A 13,009-nucleotide genomic window follows, 5' to 3' on the forward strand; every position below is an offset into this window, starting at 1 on the left:
TTCGCCGCAAGAGCGAACACGGACACGGGGAACAGCAACGATGACGCAGTATGTGTACCGTTTCGGCGGCGGGGTGTCCGACGGCGGGAACGGCGATAAGAATCTGCTCGGCGGCAAGGGCGCGAACCTGGCCGAGATGGCGTCGATCGGCCTGCCGGTCCCCCCGGGCTTCACCATTGGTACGCCGATGTGCCAGGTCTATTATGACGAGGGCGGGACGTTCCCGGACTCGCTCAAGGCCGAGGTCGCCAACGGCATCGCGCACATCGAGAGCATCACCGGCAAGCGCTTCGGCGACGCGGCCGACCCGCTTCTCGTATCGGTCCGTTCGGGCGCCCGCGCCTCGATGCCCGGCATGATGGACACGGTCCTCAACCTCGGCCTCAACGACGCTACGGTGGAGGGCCTGGCCGCGGTCAGCGACGACGCGCGCTTCGCCTGGGACAGCTATCGCCGCTTCATCCAGATGTATTCGGACGTCGTCCTGGAGCTCGACCACAGCCGCTTCGAGGAAGCGCTGGAGATCGCCAAGGAAGACAACGGCTATTACCTCGACACCGACATGACCGCCGACGACTGGCGCAAGCTGGTCGCCGAATACAAGGCGCTGGTCGAGGAACTGTGGGGCAAGCCGTTCCCGCAGGATGTGCACGACCAGCTATGGGGTGCGATCGGCGCGGTGTTCGGGTCGTGGCAGTCGGAGCGGGCGAAGGTCTATCGCCGGCTGAACGACATTCCGGCATCGTGGGGCACCGCGGTCAACGTCCAGGCGATGGTCTTCGGCAACATGGGCGACACCTCGGCCACCGGCGTCGCCTTCACCCGCGACCCGTCGAAGGGCGACAACGCCTATTACGGCGAATTCCTGATCAACGCGCAGGGTGAAGACGTCGTGGCCGGCATCCGCACGCCGCAATATCTGACCAGGGCCGCACGCGAGGCCGCCGGCGCCAAGCCCGCCTCGATGGAAGAGGCGATGCCGGAGGTCTATGGTGAGCTAGCCAATGTCTTCGATCTGCTCGAGCGCCATTACCGCGACATGCAGGACATCGAATTCACGGTGCAGCAGGGCAAGCTCTGGATGCTCCAGACCCGCGCCGGCAAGCGGACTGCCAAGGCGGCGCTCAAGATCGCGGTCGACATGGCGACCGAAGGTCTGATTACCCGCGAGGAGGCGATTGCGCGGATCGATCCGGCGGCGCTCGACCAGCTGCTCCACCCGACGCTCGACCCGAAGGCGCCGCGCGACGTGCTGACCAAGGGTCTGCCGGCATCGCCCGGCGCGGCGTCGGGCAAGGTCGTCTTCACCGCCGATGCGGCGGAGGCTGCGGCGAAGGACGGGCAGGACGTCATCCTGGTCCGCGTCGAAACGTCGCCGGAAGACATTCACGGCATGCATGCGGCCAAGGGCATCCTGACAGCGCGCGGGGGCATGACCAGTCACGCGGCGGTCGTCGCTCGCGGCATGGGGCGTCCCTGCGTGTCGGGCGCGGGCGCGCTGTCGATCGGCAAGGGCGTGATGCGCGTGGGCGACCGTGAAGTGCGCGAAGGCGATGTGCTCACCATCGACGGCTCGACCGGCGAAGTGATGGCGGGCGCCGTCCCGACCGTGCAGCCCGAACTGTCGGGCGATTTCGGCACGCTGATGGAATGGGCCGACGGCATCCGCCGGATGAAGGTCCGCACCAACGCCGAAACCCCGCTCGACTGCCGCACCGCGCGCGATTTCGGCGCGGAAGGCATCGGTCTGTGCCGCACCGAGCATATGTTCTTCGAGGCGAGCCGCATCACTAGCGTCCGCCAGATGATCCTGGCGAACGACGAAGCCGGCCGCCGCGCCGCGCTCGACAAGCTGCTGCCCGAACAGCGTAGCGACTTCGTCGAGATCTTCGAGACGATGGCGGGCCTACCTTGCACGATCCGTCTGCTCGATCCCCCCTTGCACGAATTCCTGCCGCACGCCGATGCGGAGTTCGAGGATGTGGCGAAGGCGACCGGCCTCGATGTCGACACGCTGAAGCGCCGCGCGGCCGAGCTGCACGAATTCAATCCGATGCTCGGCCACCGCGGGTGTCGGCTGGGTGTGACGTACCCCGAAATCTACGAGATGCAGGCGCGCGCGATCTTCGAGGCGGCGGTCAGCCTGGACACCGCGCCGGTGCCAGAAATCATGATCCCGTTGGTCGCGACCAAGCGTGAGCTGGAGCTGATGAAGGCGGTCGTCGACACGGCCGCCGAAGCGGTGTTCGCGGAGACGGGCAAGCGCGTCGACTATCTGGTCGGCACGATGATCGAGCTGCCGCGCGCGGCGCTGCGTGCCGGTGAGATCGCCGAAGCCGGCGAGTTCTTCTCGTTCGGTACCAACGATCTGACGCAGACGACGCTGGGCGTCAGCCGCGACGACGCCGCGCGCTTCCTGACCGACTATGTCGAACAGGGCATCTACGCCAAGGACCCGTTCGTCAGCCTGGACGTCGAAGGCGTAGGCGAACTGGTGAAGCTCGCCGCGGACCGCGGCCGCGCGACGCGCGGAGACATCAAGCTCGGTATCTGCGGCGAACATGGCGGCGATCCGGCGTCGATCGCGTTCTGCGAGTCGGTCGGCCTCGATTACGTCAGCGCCTCCCCCTACCGCGTGCCGATCGCGCGGCTGGCGGCGGCGCAGGCCGCGCTTGCGGCGAAGTGACGCCGGCCGTTGCTTCGAGCGCGCTTGACGCGTTCGAAGCCGATCTGACCGCAGGGGGCGTCGTCACCCGCGTGCTGGAGGCGTGGGCTGGCGGACCGGTTCGCGCCGAGCGGATCGCGGCGACGGCGGAGGCATCGGCGGAGACGCGAGCGCGGCTGCGCGTCGGGGCGGACGCGGTGCTGGGCTTCCGGCGCGTGCGGTTGCTGTCCGAAGACGTGCTTCTGTCGGAGGCCGACAACTGGTTCGTACCGGAGCGGCTGACGGCGGAGATGCTCGCGACGCTGGACGCGACGGACACACCGTTCGGACGGGTCATCGCGCCGCTCGACCCGCGGCGGGAAACGCTGGCGTGCGAGCGGTTGTCGGGCGATCCGGTGTTGATGATCCGGGCGCTCGTTCTAGCGGGCGACGGAATACCGCTGGCCGAAGTCATTGAACGCTACGCTGCGGCCAATCTTCACCGCTAACGCTTGTCATCCCCGCGGAGGCGGGGATAAATTGATGGAGAGCGTGCGGGTCTGGGCCGTGAAGTCAGCCAGAATTGACCCCCGCCTTCGCGGGGGTGACGAATGGAGGGGGCAATCCGGCTCAGGCCGGCCCCACTAACCGTCAGACCCGATCCACCGGCCGCGCTTCGCTCTGCGGCACCACGCCCATCGTCGATGCCGTCACCGGCGATGCCCGCGCGATCCGGTCGCGGTCGGCTTCCGCTGCCTTGATCCGTGCCTCGGCGTCCTTGCGATACGCCGCATGCTCCGCCTCCACCGCACGCAGGCGGGCCTTGGCCTTACCACCCGACCGGGCAGCGAGGCCGAAGATGAAGCCGGCGAGCACGCAAAGTGCGAGGACCGCAAACTGGGTGGGCGTCGAGAAAAGCATGGCGTCGGACCTCCTGTTACGCAGGCTCAACGATGCTCCTCACGCCCGTGTTCCGCTATTTGCCGCTAAGCAGCGCGTCGTTGATGCTGCAGGCCGCGGGGCCCAGAATGACGATGAACAGGACGGGCAGGATGAACAGGATCAGCGGCACCGTCATGATCGCGGGCAGGCGGGCGGCCTTTTCCTCGGCGCGCATCATGCGTTCGTTGCGGAATTCGGCCGACAGCACGCGCAGCGCCGAGGCGAGCGGCGTGCCGTATTTCTCGGTCTGGATCATGGTCGTGACGACGCCCTTGATCGAATCGAGATCGGTGCGCATCGCCAGATTCTCGAATGCGGTGCGCCGGTCGGTCAGGAAGCCCAGCTCGATCGAGGTCAGCTGGAATTCGTCGCCCAGTTCCGGATAGGCGCGACCCAGTTCCTTCGCCACGCGGGCGAAGGCGGCGTCGACGGTCAAGCCGGCTTCGGCGCAAATGACGAGCAGGTCGAGCGCGTCGGGCAGGCCCTTGCGCACCGCCTGCTGCCGCTTGGTGATCTTGTTCTTGAGGTACAGGTCGGGCGCCTTGTACGACAGGATGAAGGTGCCGGCGACCAACGCATAGGCCTTCAGCGGCGACCAGTCGGCGAACGAATCCGTGCCGTAGACGTAGTACAACATCGGCAGGCCGAGCACGATCGGCATCGCCAAGCGACCGAAGATGACCGCGACGGCCCACTCCTTCGACCGTATGCCGGCCTGCAGCAGCTTGATCTGCGCGGCCTTTACCTGCGAATCCTGCAGCATCTTCATCGACCCCAGCAGGGCGCGGATGCGGTCGGTTGCCTCGTTCTTCTGAACGAGCTTCGCGCGGCGCTTGCTGGTCGATGCGGTAATGCCGGCCTTCAACTGTTCGCGGCGGTCGTTCAGCACCTTCACGCGCTTCGTCATCGGATCGCGTGAGGTAGTGACGGTGTAGATGGCGAACAGGACGGCGAAGGCGGCGACGCCCGACAGGATCGTCGCGACGAAGATCACGTCGATGCCGAGGAGAGTGGGGCCGGTGGCGGAAGCGGTCATGATAGCGATTCTCGCCCGTCAGATTTCGAAGTTGATCATCTGGCGCATGATGAACGCGCCGATCGACATCCACACCAGTCCCCCCAACCCGGTCATGATGAGACGCGGGTCGATGAAGAAATTCTGCATGTAGCTGCCGTTGATGAACCAGATCAGGCCGAACACGATGAAGGGCAGCGCGCCGATGATATAGGCCGACGCCTTGGATTCCGACGACATCGCCTTGATCTTCAGCTTCATCTGCCCGCGCTTGCGCAGCACGTCGGCCAGATTGGCAAGCGTTTCCGCCAGGTTGCCGCCGGTTTCGCGCTGAATGGCGATGGTGATGACGAAAAACTGGAACTCGGGCGTGCCCAGGCGATCCGAGGTTTCCTGGAGCGCTTGATCCATCGTCTTGCCGATCTTCATCTTGTCGGCGACCGAGCGGAATTCCTCGCCCACGGGCCCTTCGACCTCGACACCGACGACGCCCATCGTTTCGGTGATCGGCAGACCCGAACGCAGGCCGCGCACCAGCAACTCGATCGCGTCGGGAAATTTGGCGGTGAATTTCGCTACGCGGCGGCTGATGAGGATGCCCACGACCATGTGCGGCAATCCGACGCCGGCGAACAGGCCGACGAACAGCGCGAGCAACAGCGGCATGCCCAAGATGAGGAAGAGCAACGTGACACCGACGACCGCGCCGGCCGACGCCATGCCATATTGGCCGACCGTCCAGTCCCGGCCGGTCATCGCCAGCCGCTTCTGCAGCAGCTCGGGGTTGGGCAGCAGTCGGCCGAAGGTCGCGTCCATCTGGCTGGCGCGCGCGGTGTCGATCTTGCGGACCCGCGCTTCGACGGCACCGTCACCGCTCAGGGCCAGGTGTCTGTCACGGACCGCCAGGACGCGACGTGCCTGGGCGCGGGCGGGGGAGGGACCGGCGAACGCGAATGCGATCATCAGCACCACCACCAGCCCACCGGCGCAGATCATCATCAGCGATGCGGGTTCCACGACTAGCCTCGACCTTTCGTTACGCTTGGCGACCCGCGGACGGGCACCCGAACCTTATTTGGACTTCTTGGCCTTCAGCCTGGCGCCGAGCACGCCCAGCTTGCCGATGAGCGATTCGCCGCTTGCCTTCGCCTTGCCACCGGCGGTGGCCGAGGCATCGACGTCGGCATATTCCGCGATCTGTTCGGCCAGCTGCGTCAGGGGGGCGAAGGTCTTCTGCCCCTTGGCGGCTTCGGCCAGGGACTTGCCCAGCTTGGCGGCCTGCGCGGCGATCTTCGCATCGAACGGGATCACGAAGTCGACCTTGCGTTCGATCGACCCTTCGAAATCCTTGCGGCTGATCTCCAGCACCGCGGCCGGCTGGACGCGATTGGCGACCAGGATCACGCGGGTTGCCGGCGCGTTCGACTTGAACCAGGCAAGGATGCGGATGGTGTCGCGCGCCGCCGCCAGGGTGAAGTCGGTGACGACCACGGCGACCTGGATGTCGTTCAGCAGATGCGGGTGATTGACCAGCATCGACCGCGGCATGTCGACCACGGTATGCTCGAAGGCGCCGCGCATCTCTTCCTGCAACTGGTAGAAGGCGGCGCCGTCGGTGATGATCGGCGCGTTAATCGGCGCTTCCGCAGACAGCACGGCGAGACTGTCCGACGCCCGCACCATCGCGCGTTCGATGAACAGGCCGTCGATGCGGCTGGGGTTTTCGATCGCGTCGGTCAGGCCGCGGCCGGGCTCGAGGTCGAGCGAGAGCGCGCCCGTGCCGAAATGGACGTCGAGGTCGAGGAGCGCCGTCGTTCGCTTGGCGCTGCTGCTGAGCAGCCATGCGAGCGACGTCGCCATCGTCGATGCACCCACGCCACCACGCGCGCCGATGACGGCCGCCGCGCAGTGCGGACGCTCCACCGCCGCGGTGTCGGCCTGGCGCGGTGCGTTCAGCATCGCCTGCGCCTGCGTCAGGCTTTCGCGGATCTGGTCGGCGTGGAGCGGCTTGAGCAGATAATCCTGAATGCCGCTGGCGACGAGGTCGCGGTACAGCCGGACGTCGTTGACCTGGCCGGCCGCGATCACGATCGTGCCGGGTTCGCAGACTTCGGCCAGCGCGTTGATGTCGTTTAGCGGATCTCCGCTTTCCGACAGGTCGACGAACAGGATGTTGGGGCTTGCCGATACCGACAGGGTCTGGACCGCGTTGCGCAGCCCGCCCTTGTTCACCTTTTCGGTTTGCCAGCCCATTTCGCTGACGATCGGCTTGATCGCCTCCACGCTCGCCTCGTCGCACACGAAGGCGACGAAGGGGTCACGAGTCGCGGCGCGCGCGGGATTCCAGGGCGCGTTCATCAATTGCCTCCCTTGGCACTATCGGCCTTCAGGCCGCCTGCGCCGGTCGGCGTCGCCTTGCGATAGGTGTCGATCGCCTTGAAGTTGGACGCCGGATCGCTGGTCGGCGCACCGGGCTGGCCGCGGACCAGATCCTCCGGACGCGCGATCATCGACGCCAGGTTCGAATTGACCGAGCAACCGAAGTTGGACCCGGCATTGCCCTCATATTCGATGCCCGACACGCGGCTGTGATCGGGGCAGTTCGGCACCGACGCACGCATCCGCGTGACGACGACACGGGCCGTGCCCGGCGCGATCTGGCCGGCGGTGTAGGGCACGTCCTCCGACAACAGCAGGCCGTAACGCGCGGCGAGCGCGGCGACGGTGTCGCGCACCGACGCGTCGGCACCGGTGTTGGCATCGACCGCGACGCGGTCGCCGTAGCCCAGGCGCAACGACGACATCCAGCCGGCGAGCCGGTCGGTTTCCTCGCGGCTCAACCCGCCGCCGCTGGCCGCGACGTCGAAGGCATAGTCCGACCGCTGGACCACCGGCTGGTGGATCGATTCCACACCCGGATTGCGCGTTCCGCAGGCCGATAGCGCAACCGCCGCGGTCGCCACCAGCAGGATTCGAAGCTTGGCCGACATCCGATCCGTCTCCTTCACGCGCACACTCACTTGAAGCTGAAGCCCGGCATCGGCGCCGCGCCCTTTCTCGATTTGTCCTTGGTCGGCGCCATCGCCTTGACCGGTGTCGCGTCGGCACCGGGCGCGGGCGACGACGGCTGGACCGGGGCGGGGGTGACCGCGCCGGCGCTCGGCGGCGGCGCGCTGGGCACCGCCATCTGCGGCTTGGGCCGGGTCTCGCCCGACTTGCCCATCGCCAGCGTGCCCAGCATCAGCCGGTCGGCGTCGGTGGGCGCACGGTAGCCGTCGGTCGGCAGCACGATGTCGTTCGCGTTGACCGGCTTAACCAGATACGGGGTGATGATGATCACCAGCTCGGTCTCGTTGCGCTTGAAGCCGTTCGAGCGGAACAGCGCGCCCAGCACCGGCACGTCGCCGATGCCCGGCGTCTTGGTCAGCGCATTGTCATGGCTGTTCGACAACAGGCCGGCGATCATGAAGCTCTGGCCCGAGCCAAGCTCCACCGTCGTCTCGGTCCGCCGGGTGGTGAGCGCGGGGATATTGGTTCCATCGACCGTCACCGAACCTGCCGACGACAGCTGCGACACTTCCGGCCGGACGCGAATGGAGATGCGTCCATCGGCAAGCACCGTCGGCGTGTAGGTCAGGCTGACGCCATATTCCTTGAACTGGACGCTGCTGGCGCCCAGGCCGCTCTGCGTCACGACGGGCACTTCGCCGCCGACCAGAAAGCTGGCGGTTTCGCCCGACAGCGCCGTCAGGTTCGGGCTGGCGAGCGTCGTCACCTGGCCCGCGGTCTCACCCACGTCGATCGCGGCGAGGAGGTCCAGCCCGAACAGCTTGCTGGCAAGGCCGAACGTCGCCGCATCGGCGCCCTTCAGGATCTTGCTGGCCCCGGCCGGCGCTTCGGTGAAGCCGACCCCAAGCGGGCCGCCGGGGGTGAACGTCGACCCGGCCCGTCCCTGGGTGCCGCCGAACTTGAAGCCCGACGTCTGGTCGACGGTGGAGAAATTGACGCCCATGTTCTTGATGAAGCTGCGGCTGACCTCAGCGAACTTGACCTGCAGGTTCACCTGCAGCGGCGTCGCCGTCTTCAGGCGCGAGATTACCTTGGTCTGCTCGCCGACGAAGGCCTGGACCAGCCGTTCGGCCTCGGCCGCATCCTCCGGCGCGGCGATGACGCCGGTCAGCAGGACGAGGCCGTTCATCGGCGTCGCGGTGATCTGAGCATCCGGCAGCGCGAGGCGCAGCATCGAGCCGATCGAGTCGTAGTTGTTCCCGACGCGGACCGTGGTCGCATAGACGACGCGGCCCGACTTCGACGTGGCCGAAATCGTCGTTTCGCCGGCCGACTTGCCGAACACGTAGAGTTGGGTCGGCGAACGGACCTGGACGTCGGCGATCTTGTCGTCGGCGACGAAGATGTCGCTGATCGGTGCGGACAGGGTCACCAGCCGCCCGCGGCTGGTTGCCACTTGCAACACGTCACCGGCGCGCTCGGCGACCTGCGCCGACGTGGCGGCGGGCGTCGCGGTCAGCGCCGCGGCCGCAAGCGCTGTCGCCAGCGGCAGGCCGAGCGGCTTCAGAAACACACGCATCTCAGTTCTTCCCCCCAACCGGGACAATGGTGACGGCGTTGCCGCGCGAAACTCGGACGATGGGACCCTGGACGGCAGGTGCCGGGGCCCCCTGCGGAACCGCAACGGGGACGCCCGATGGAGCCATCGGCGACGATCCGCCATCGGCCTTGCCCGGCACGCTCGCCCGCTGGAACCGCGACACGTCGGCACCGGTCACGAAGCTGCCCTTGCTGTCGCTCGGACGTGCCGCGATGCGTGCCAGCATCGCCTTTTCGGCCTTGGGATCGGTGCCATCAGGCACGGTCACGTCGCCGCTGGCGATCGCTTCCTCCAACTCCCCGGCATTGTCGGCGATCGAGCGCAGCGACAACGACAGCGAACCGACGGTCTGTGCGACCGAAATCTTTTCCGCGATGGTCGGCGTCACTTCCAGCGTCACGGTCGAATAGGCGTTGACGACGGTCTTGCCCTGGTCGTCGGTCGATTTGTCGGTGCGTTGGTCGGTCGCCAGCACGCGCAGGTTGCGCAAGATGGTCTCGGTCGCCTTCAGCGGCGATCCGTCGCCGCCGCCGGGCACCGTCTGCGTCAGCAGCAGGTCGACGCGGTCGCCCGGAAAGACGAAGCCCGCGACCGACGACTGCGCCGACACCGGTACCGTGACGGCCCGCATGCCCGGCCCGAGTGCTGCGGCCAGGAAGCCGCGGTCACCCGGCTTCACCAGCGCACCCTGCGTGACCGGCTGTCCGGCGGGAATCGCGAAGCGGACGACGGTGCCGACGACGTTCTTCAGATCGGTGCCCTGCTTCAGGAAATAGGCGTTTTCGACCAGTTCCTTGGGCCAGGGCTGAAACTTCAGCGCCGATGCATCGATGATCGTGCCGACCGGCAGCGGCTTGGTCGCGACCAACACTTCGGGTCCGTCGATCACGACGGGCTGCGGCTGACCGGCCATGGCGACGGGTGCGCCAGCACCGGACATCAGGCTGCGGGCCATGAACGCGGTGATGCCGGCGACCAGCAAAGCGCCCACCAGCAGGATAATCTTGCGTCCGTCCATTTCGAGTCACGCGCCTTTCACGGTCGTGCGGTTTGATCCGCCGTTAATCATCAGCCGAATTGGTTAATTATCGGTTCGCGAATCGCGAGAAGTCCGGCGACGGCGATCGCCACGCCGTAGGGAACCTCGATCGCCCGCCCACTGCGTCGCACGCGGGCATCGATCATCATAACCAGGGTTAGGATACCGCCGGCGATCGACATGACGATCAGCATCGACAGGGTCGCCAACGGCGGCAGCCACAGGGCGAGCGCGCCGATCAGCTTCACGTCGCCGCCGCCCATCATGCCGAGGGCGAAGGCACCGACGAATACCGCGAACACGACCGCTGCGACGCCCAGCTGGATCGCCGCGCCGGGCCACAGGTCGAGTCCGAGCGACCACCACCACAGCGGTGCCAGCAGCGCGATCGCCGCATTCTTCCAGTTTGCGATCTCGCGGGTGCGCACGTCTTCGATCCCCGCCGAAAGCAGGAACAGGCCGAGCACGGCCAGCAGCGCCAGAGACAGATGATCCCCCATCGATCTCAGACATCTAGACGACCCGGCTTTCCAAAACGTAACCATCGGCAATGGCGGTTTTCTCAGACGCAAGCGGCCGGCGCCGCCGGCATCCCGACGGCGCGACGATCACGTGGTGGCGCGCCCCCGATGGCTGGTCGCTGCGCGTGTTCGACTGGCCGGCGCAGGATGGCGCCTGCCGCGGATCGATCCTCTTTCAGGGCGGTCGCGGTGATTTCATCGAGAAATATCTGGAAAGCTTCGCGCACTGGCAGGCGGATGGGTGGCGCGTCACGGCGTTCGACTGGCGCGGCCAAGGAGGGTCGGGGCGCACGACACCGGCAGCGCATGTCGGGCATATCGCCGATTTCGCCGAGTTCGTGGCGGATCTGCGCGCCTTCTGGGCCGATTGGTCGGCGACTGCTGTCGGACCGCGGATCGCCATGGGCCATTCGATGGGTGGCCATCTGGTGCTGCGGGCGCTGGCCGAAGGCGCGATCGATCCGGCCGCCGTCGTGCTGATCGCGCCGATGCTGGGGCTGAAGGCGCCGATCGCACCGCGGGTCGGGGAGGCGGTTGCCGCGCTTATGACAAGGCTCGGCGACCCGAGCCGTGCGGCGTGGAAGGGCAACGAGCGTCCGCATACGCTGAAGTCGCGCCAGTCGCTGCTGACTCATGACGATGCGCGTTACGCCGACGAGCTCTGGTGGCAGTCGCAGGACGCGACGCTGTTGACCGGGCCGCCCAGCTGGCGGTGGTTGGCTGAGGGCTTCGCCTCGACCCGGCGGCTCAATGCATCGGCGGCGTTGGCGGGCATCCGCACGCCGGTGCTGATGCTGGTCGCCGAAGCCGATGCTCTGGTCGACCCGAAGGCTGCGTTGGCGGTGGCGGCGACGCTACCCGATGCGCGTGTCGTCCGCTTCGGGGCGGAATCCGCGCACGAAATTCTGCGCGAGGTCGATTCGGTGCGGGCGCGCGCGCTCGCCGAGATTGACGCCTTCCTCGATGCGCGTGCAGGGGTGGGGGCATGACCAAGCGTTTCGACATCGCCATCATCGGCGGCGGCATCGCCGGCGCGTCCCTCGCCGCCGAAGTCGCCCCTCATGCCTCGGTCGTGATCCTCGAGGGCGAGGAGGCCGCAGGCTATCACTCGACCGGACGGTCGGCAGCATTCTGGTCAGAAACCTATGGCGGCCCCTATATCCAACCGCTCAGCAGCGCGTCGGGCGAGGCGATCGCGCCCTATCTGTCGCCGCTGGGGTCGATCCACATCGGTCGCGCGGACGAAGCGGCGAAGATCGATGCGTTTCTCGCGGAATTCGACGGCAGCGGCGTCGAGCTGACCCGAGTCGATCCGCACGAGCACGTGCCGGGCCTGCGCGACGACTGGACGCTGGGCATCCTGGAGCCGAGCTGCGCCTATATCGACGTCGGTGGTCTGCATGGCGAAGTGCTGGGGCGGTTCAAGCGCGCCGGCGGCGAGCTGTGGGTCAACGCCGCGTTCCAGACCGCGACGCGCGAGGGCAGCGACTGGCGGATCGAAACCGCCGCCGGGCCGGTGCTCGCGGGCATCCTGGTCGACGCAGCGGGCGCCTGGGCCGATCCGGTCGCTGCGCGCGTCGGCGCGAAGCCGCTCGGCATCCAGCCCTATCGTCGCACGCTCGTCCAGCTGCGCACCGACCCGGCGGTGCCCGACGACATGGTCCATGTCGCGCACATCGGATCGCAATTCTATTTCAAGCCCGAAGCCGGCGGAAAATTGTGGCTTTCGCCCAGCGACGAGACGCCGACCGACCCTTGCGATGCCGCGCCCGAGGAACTCGACGTCGCGATCGCGATCGACCGGCTGGAGCAGGCGGTCGACTGGCGGATTCAGGCGGTCGAGCGGAAATGGGCCGGCCTGCGCAGCTTCGCGCCGGACCGGATTCCGGTCTATGGTTTCGACCGCGAGGTTGAGGGTTTCTTCTGGTGCGCCGGGCAGGGCGGTTTCGGCATTCAGACCGCCCCGGCGGCGGCGCGGGTCGCGGCGGCGCTGCTGCTGGGCCATGCGCCGCACGCCTCGATCGCGACCCTCGATCTCGAGCGCTATTCGCCGCGGCGGTTCGGATAAGTCGCTCCACGGCGTCATCCCCGCGAAGGCGGGGATCGATAATTGCTGCGTTGCGGGCGTTTCACGACGCTCAGCCAGAATTCATCCCGGCCTTCGCGGGGATGGCGAGTTTGGCGGAGTGTGCGCCTCGCCGCTTGCCGGCCTTCACCGATCCGCTAAACCTCCCCGCAA

Annotated in this window: 12 protein-coding genes; 4 read left to right on the plus strand and 8 right to left on the minus strand. The window is 67.2% G+C overall.

The genetic code is table 11. The annotated features are described in order from the left end of the window. Positions 1 to 40: 40 nt before the first annotated feature. The gene (locus tag JW805_04575) at positions 41 to 2,686 is read left to right on the plus strand and encodes a pyruvate, phosphate dikinase (GenBank protein MBN2971288.1); all 2,646 of its coding nucleotides are present in this window, start codon (positions 41 to 43) and stop codon (positions 2,684 to 2,686) included. Further along, a complete protein-coding gene (locus JW805_04580) occupies positions 2,683 to 3,153 on the plus strand; it encodes a hypothetical protein (protein ID MBN2971289.1) in 471 nt (156 codons plus the stop codon). Before JW805_04575 ends, JW805_04580 begins: the two co-directional genes overlap by 4 nt. A 142-nt stretch (positions 3,154 to 3,295) precedes the next feature. On the opposite strand, the gene JW805_04585 is transcribed toward JW805_04580, so the two are convergent. From JW805_04585 to JW805_04620, 8 genes are read right to left on the minus strand one after another with little or no spacing between them, the layout of a single operon-like run. Continuing rightward, on the minus strand, positions 3,296 to 3,565 hold the full coding sequence (locus JW805_04585) for a hypothetical protein (GenBank protein MBN2971290.1): 270 nt from the start codon (positions 3,563 to 3,565) through the stop codon (positions 3,296 to 3,298). A gap of 55 nt (positions 3,566 to 3,620) precedes the next feature. Further along, positions 3,621 to 4,622 carry a type II secretion system F family protein gene (locus tag JW805_04590; protein ID MBN2971291.1) on the minus strand — a complete coding sequence of 334 codons (1,002 nt, stop codon included), beginning with the start codon at positions 4,620 to 4,622 and terminating at the stop codon, positions 3,621 to 3,623. 18 nt (positions 4,623 to 4,640) lie between these two features. Continuing rightward, complete coding sequence (locus JW805_04595; protein MBN2971292.1) at positions 4,641 to 5,618, minus strand: type II secretion system F family protein; 978 nt, start codon at positions 5,616 to 5,618, stop codon at positions 4,641 to 4,643. A gap of 54 nt (positions 5,619 to 5,672) precedes the next feature. Beyond that, the gene (locus JW805_04600; GenBank protein ID MBN2971293.1) at positions 5,673 to 6,959 is read right to left on the minus strand and encodes a hypothetical protein; all 1,287 of its coding nucleotides are present in this window, start codon (positions 6,957 to 6,959) and stop codon (positions 5,673 to 5,675) included. Beyond that, positions 6,959 to 7,591, minus strand: coding sequence for a CpaD family pilus assembly protein (locus tag JW805_04605; protein MBN2971294.1), 633 nt, complete (start codon positions 7,589 to 7,591; stop codon positions 6,959 to 6,961). The genes JW805_04600 and JW805_04605 overlap by 1 nt, the downstream gene beginning before the upstream one ends. Positions 7,592 to 7,617: 26 nt before the next feature. Beyond that, positions 7,618 to 9,189 carry a pilus assembly protein N-terminal domain-containing protein gene (locus JW805_04610; GenBank protein MBN2971295.1) on the minus strand — a complete coding sequence of 524 codons (1,572 nt, stop codon included), beginning with the start codon at positions 9,187 to 9,189 and terminating at the stop codon, positions 7,618 to 7,620. A gap of 1 nt (position 9,190) precedes the next feature. Continuing rightward, entirely contained in the window at positions 9,191 to 10,228 is a 1,038-nt protein-coding gene (gene cpaB, locus JW805_04615) for a Flp pilus assembly protein CpaB (GenBank protein MBN2971296.1), read from the minus strand. A 50-nt stretch (positions 10,229 to 10,278) separates the two neighbouring features. Beyond that, positions 10,279 to 10,749 (minus strand): prepilin peptidase, encoded by a 471-nt coding sequence (locus JW805_04620; protein MBN2971297.1) that lies wholly within the window; start codon positions 10,747 to 10,749, stop codon positions 10,279 to 10,281. Positions 10,750 to 10,799: 50 nt separating this feature from the next. Here JW805_04620 and JW805_04625 point away from each other — a divergent pair, with 50 nt between their 5' ends. Together JW805_04625 and JW805_04630 are read left to right on the plus strand one after the other, a co-directional pair. Further along, complete coding sequence (locus JW805_04625; GenBank protein MBN2971298.1) at positions 10,800 to 11,759, plus strand: alpha/beta hydrolase; 960 nt, start codon at positions 10,800 to 10,802, stop codon at positions 11,757 to 11,759. After that, positions 11,756 to 12,838, plus strand: a complete 1,083-nt coding sequence (locus tag JW805_04630; protein ID MBN2971299.1) for an FAD-binding oxidoreductase — start codon at positions 11,756 to 11,758, stop codon at positions 12,836 to 12,838. The genes JW805_04625 and JW805_04630 overlap by 4 nt, the downstream gene beginning before the upstream one ends. The last annotated feature ends 171 nt before the right edge of the window (positions 12,839 to 13,009 follow it).

This window comes from Roseomonas aeriglobus, from assembly GCA_016937575.1.
Classification (GTDB): Bacteria; Pseudomonadota; Alphaproteobacteria; order Sphingomonadales; family Sphingomonadaceae; genus Sphingomonas; species Sphingomonas aerigloba.

Bases quoted from the DNA above. Each gene is read 5' to 3' on its own strand.
- JW805_04575 (MBN2971288.1), top strand. From the start codon at position 41: ATGACGCAGTATGTGTACCGTTTCGGCGGCGGGGTGTCCGACGGCGGG.
- JW805_04585 (MBN2971290.1), bottom strand. From the start codon at position 3,565: ATGCTTTTCTCGACGCCCACCCAGTTTGCGGTCCTCGCACTTTGCGTG.
- JW805_04590 (MBN2971291.1), bottom strand. From the start codon at position 4,622: ATGACCGCTTCCGCCACCGGCCCCACTCTCCTCGGCATCGACGTGATC.
- JW805_04600 (MBN2971293.1), bottom strand. From the start codon at position 6,959: ATGAACGCGCCCTGGAATCCCGCGCGCGCCGCGACTCGTGACCCCTTC.
- JW805_04605 (MBN2971294.1), bottom strand. From the start codon at position 7,591: ATGTCGGCCAAGCTTCGAATCCTGCTGGTGGCGACCGCGGCGGTTGCG.
- JW805_04610 (MBN2971295.1), bottom strand. From the start codon at position 9,189: ATGCGTGTGTTTCTGAAGCCGCTCGGCCTGCCGCTGGCGACAGCGCTT.
- cpaB (MBN2971296.1), bottom strand. From the start codon at position 10,228: ATGGACGGACGCAAGATTATCCTGCTGGTGGGCGCTTTGCTGGTCGCC.
- JW805_04620 (MBN2971297.1), bottom strand. From the start codon at position 10,749: ATGGGGGATCATCTGTCTCTGGCGCTGCTGGCCGTGCTCGGCCTGTTC.
- JW805_04625 (MBN2971298.1), top strand. From the start codon at position 10,800: ATGGCGGTTTTCTCAGACGCAAGCGGCCGGCGCCGCCGGCATCCCGAC.
- JW805_04630 (MBN2971299.1), top strand. From the start codon at position 11,756: ATGACCAAGCGTTTCGACATCGCCATCATCGGCGGCGGCATCGCCGGC.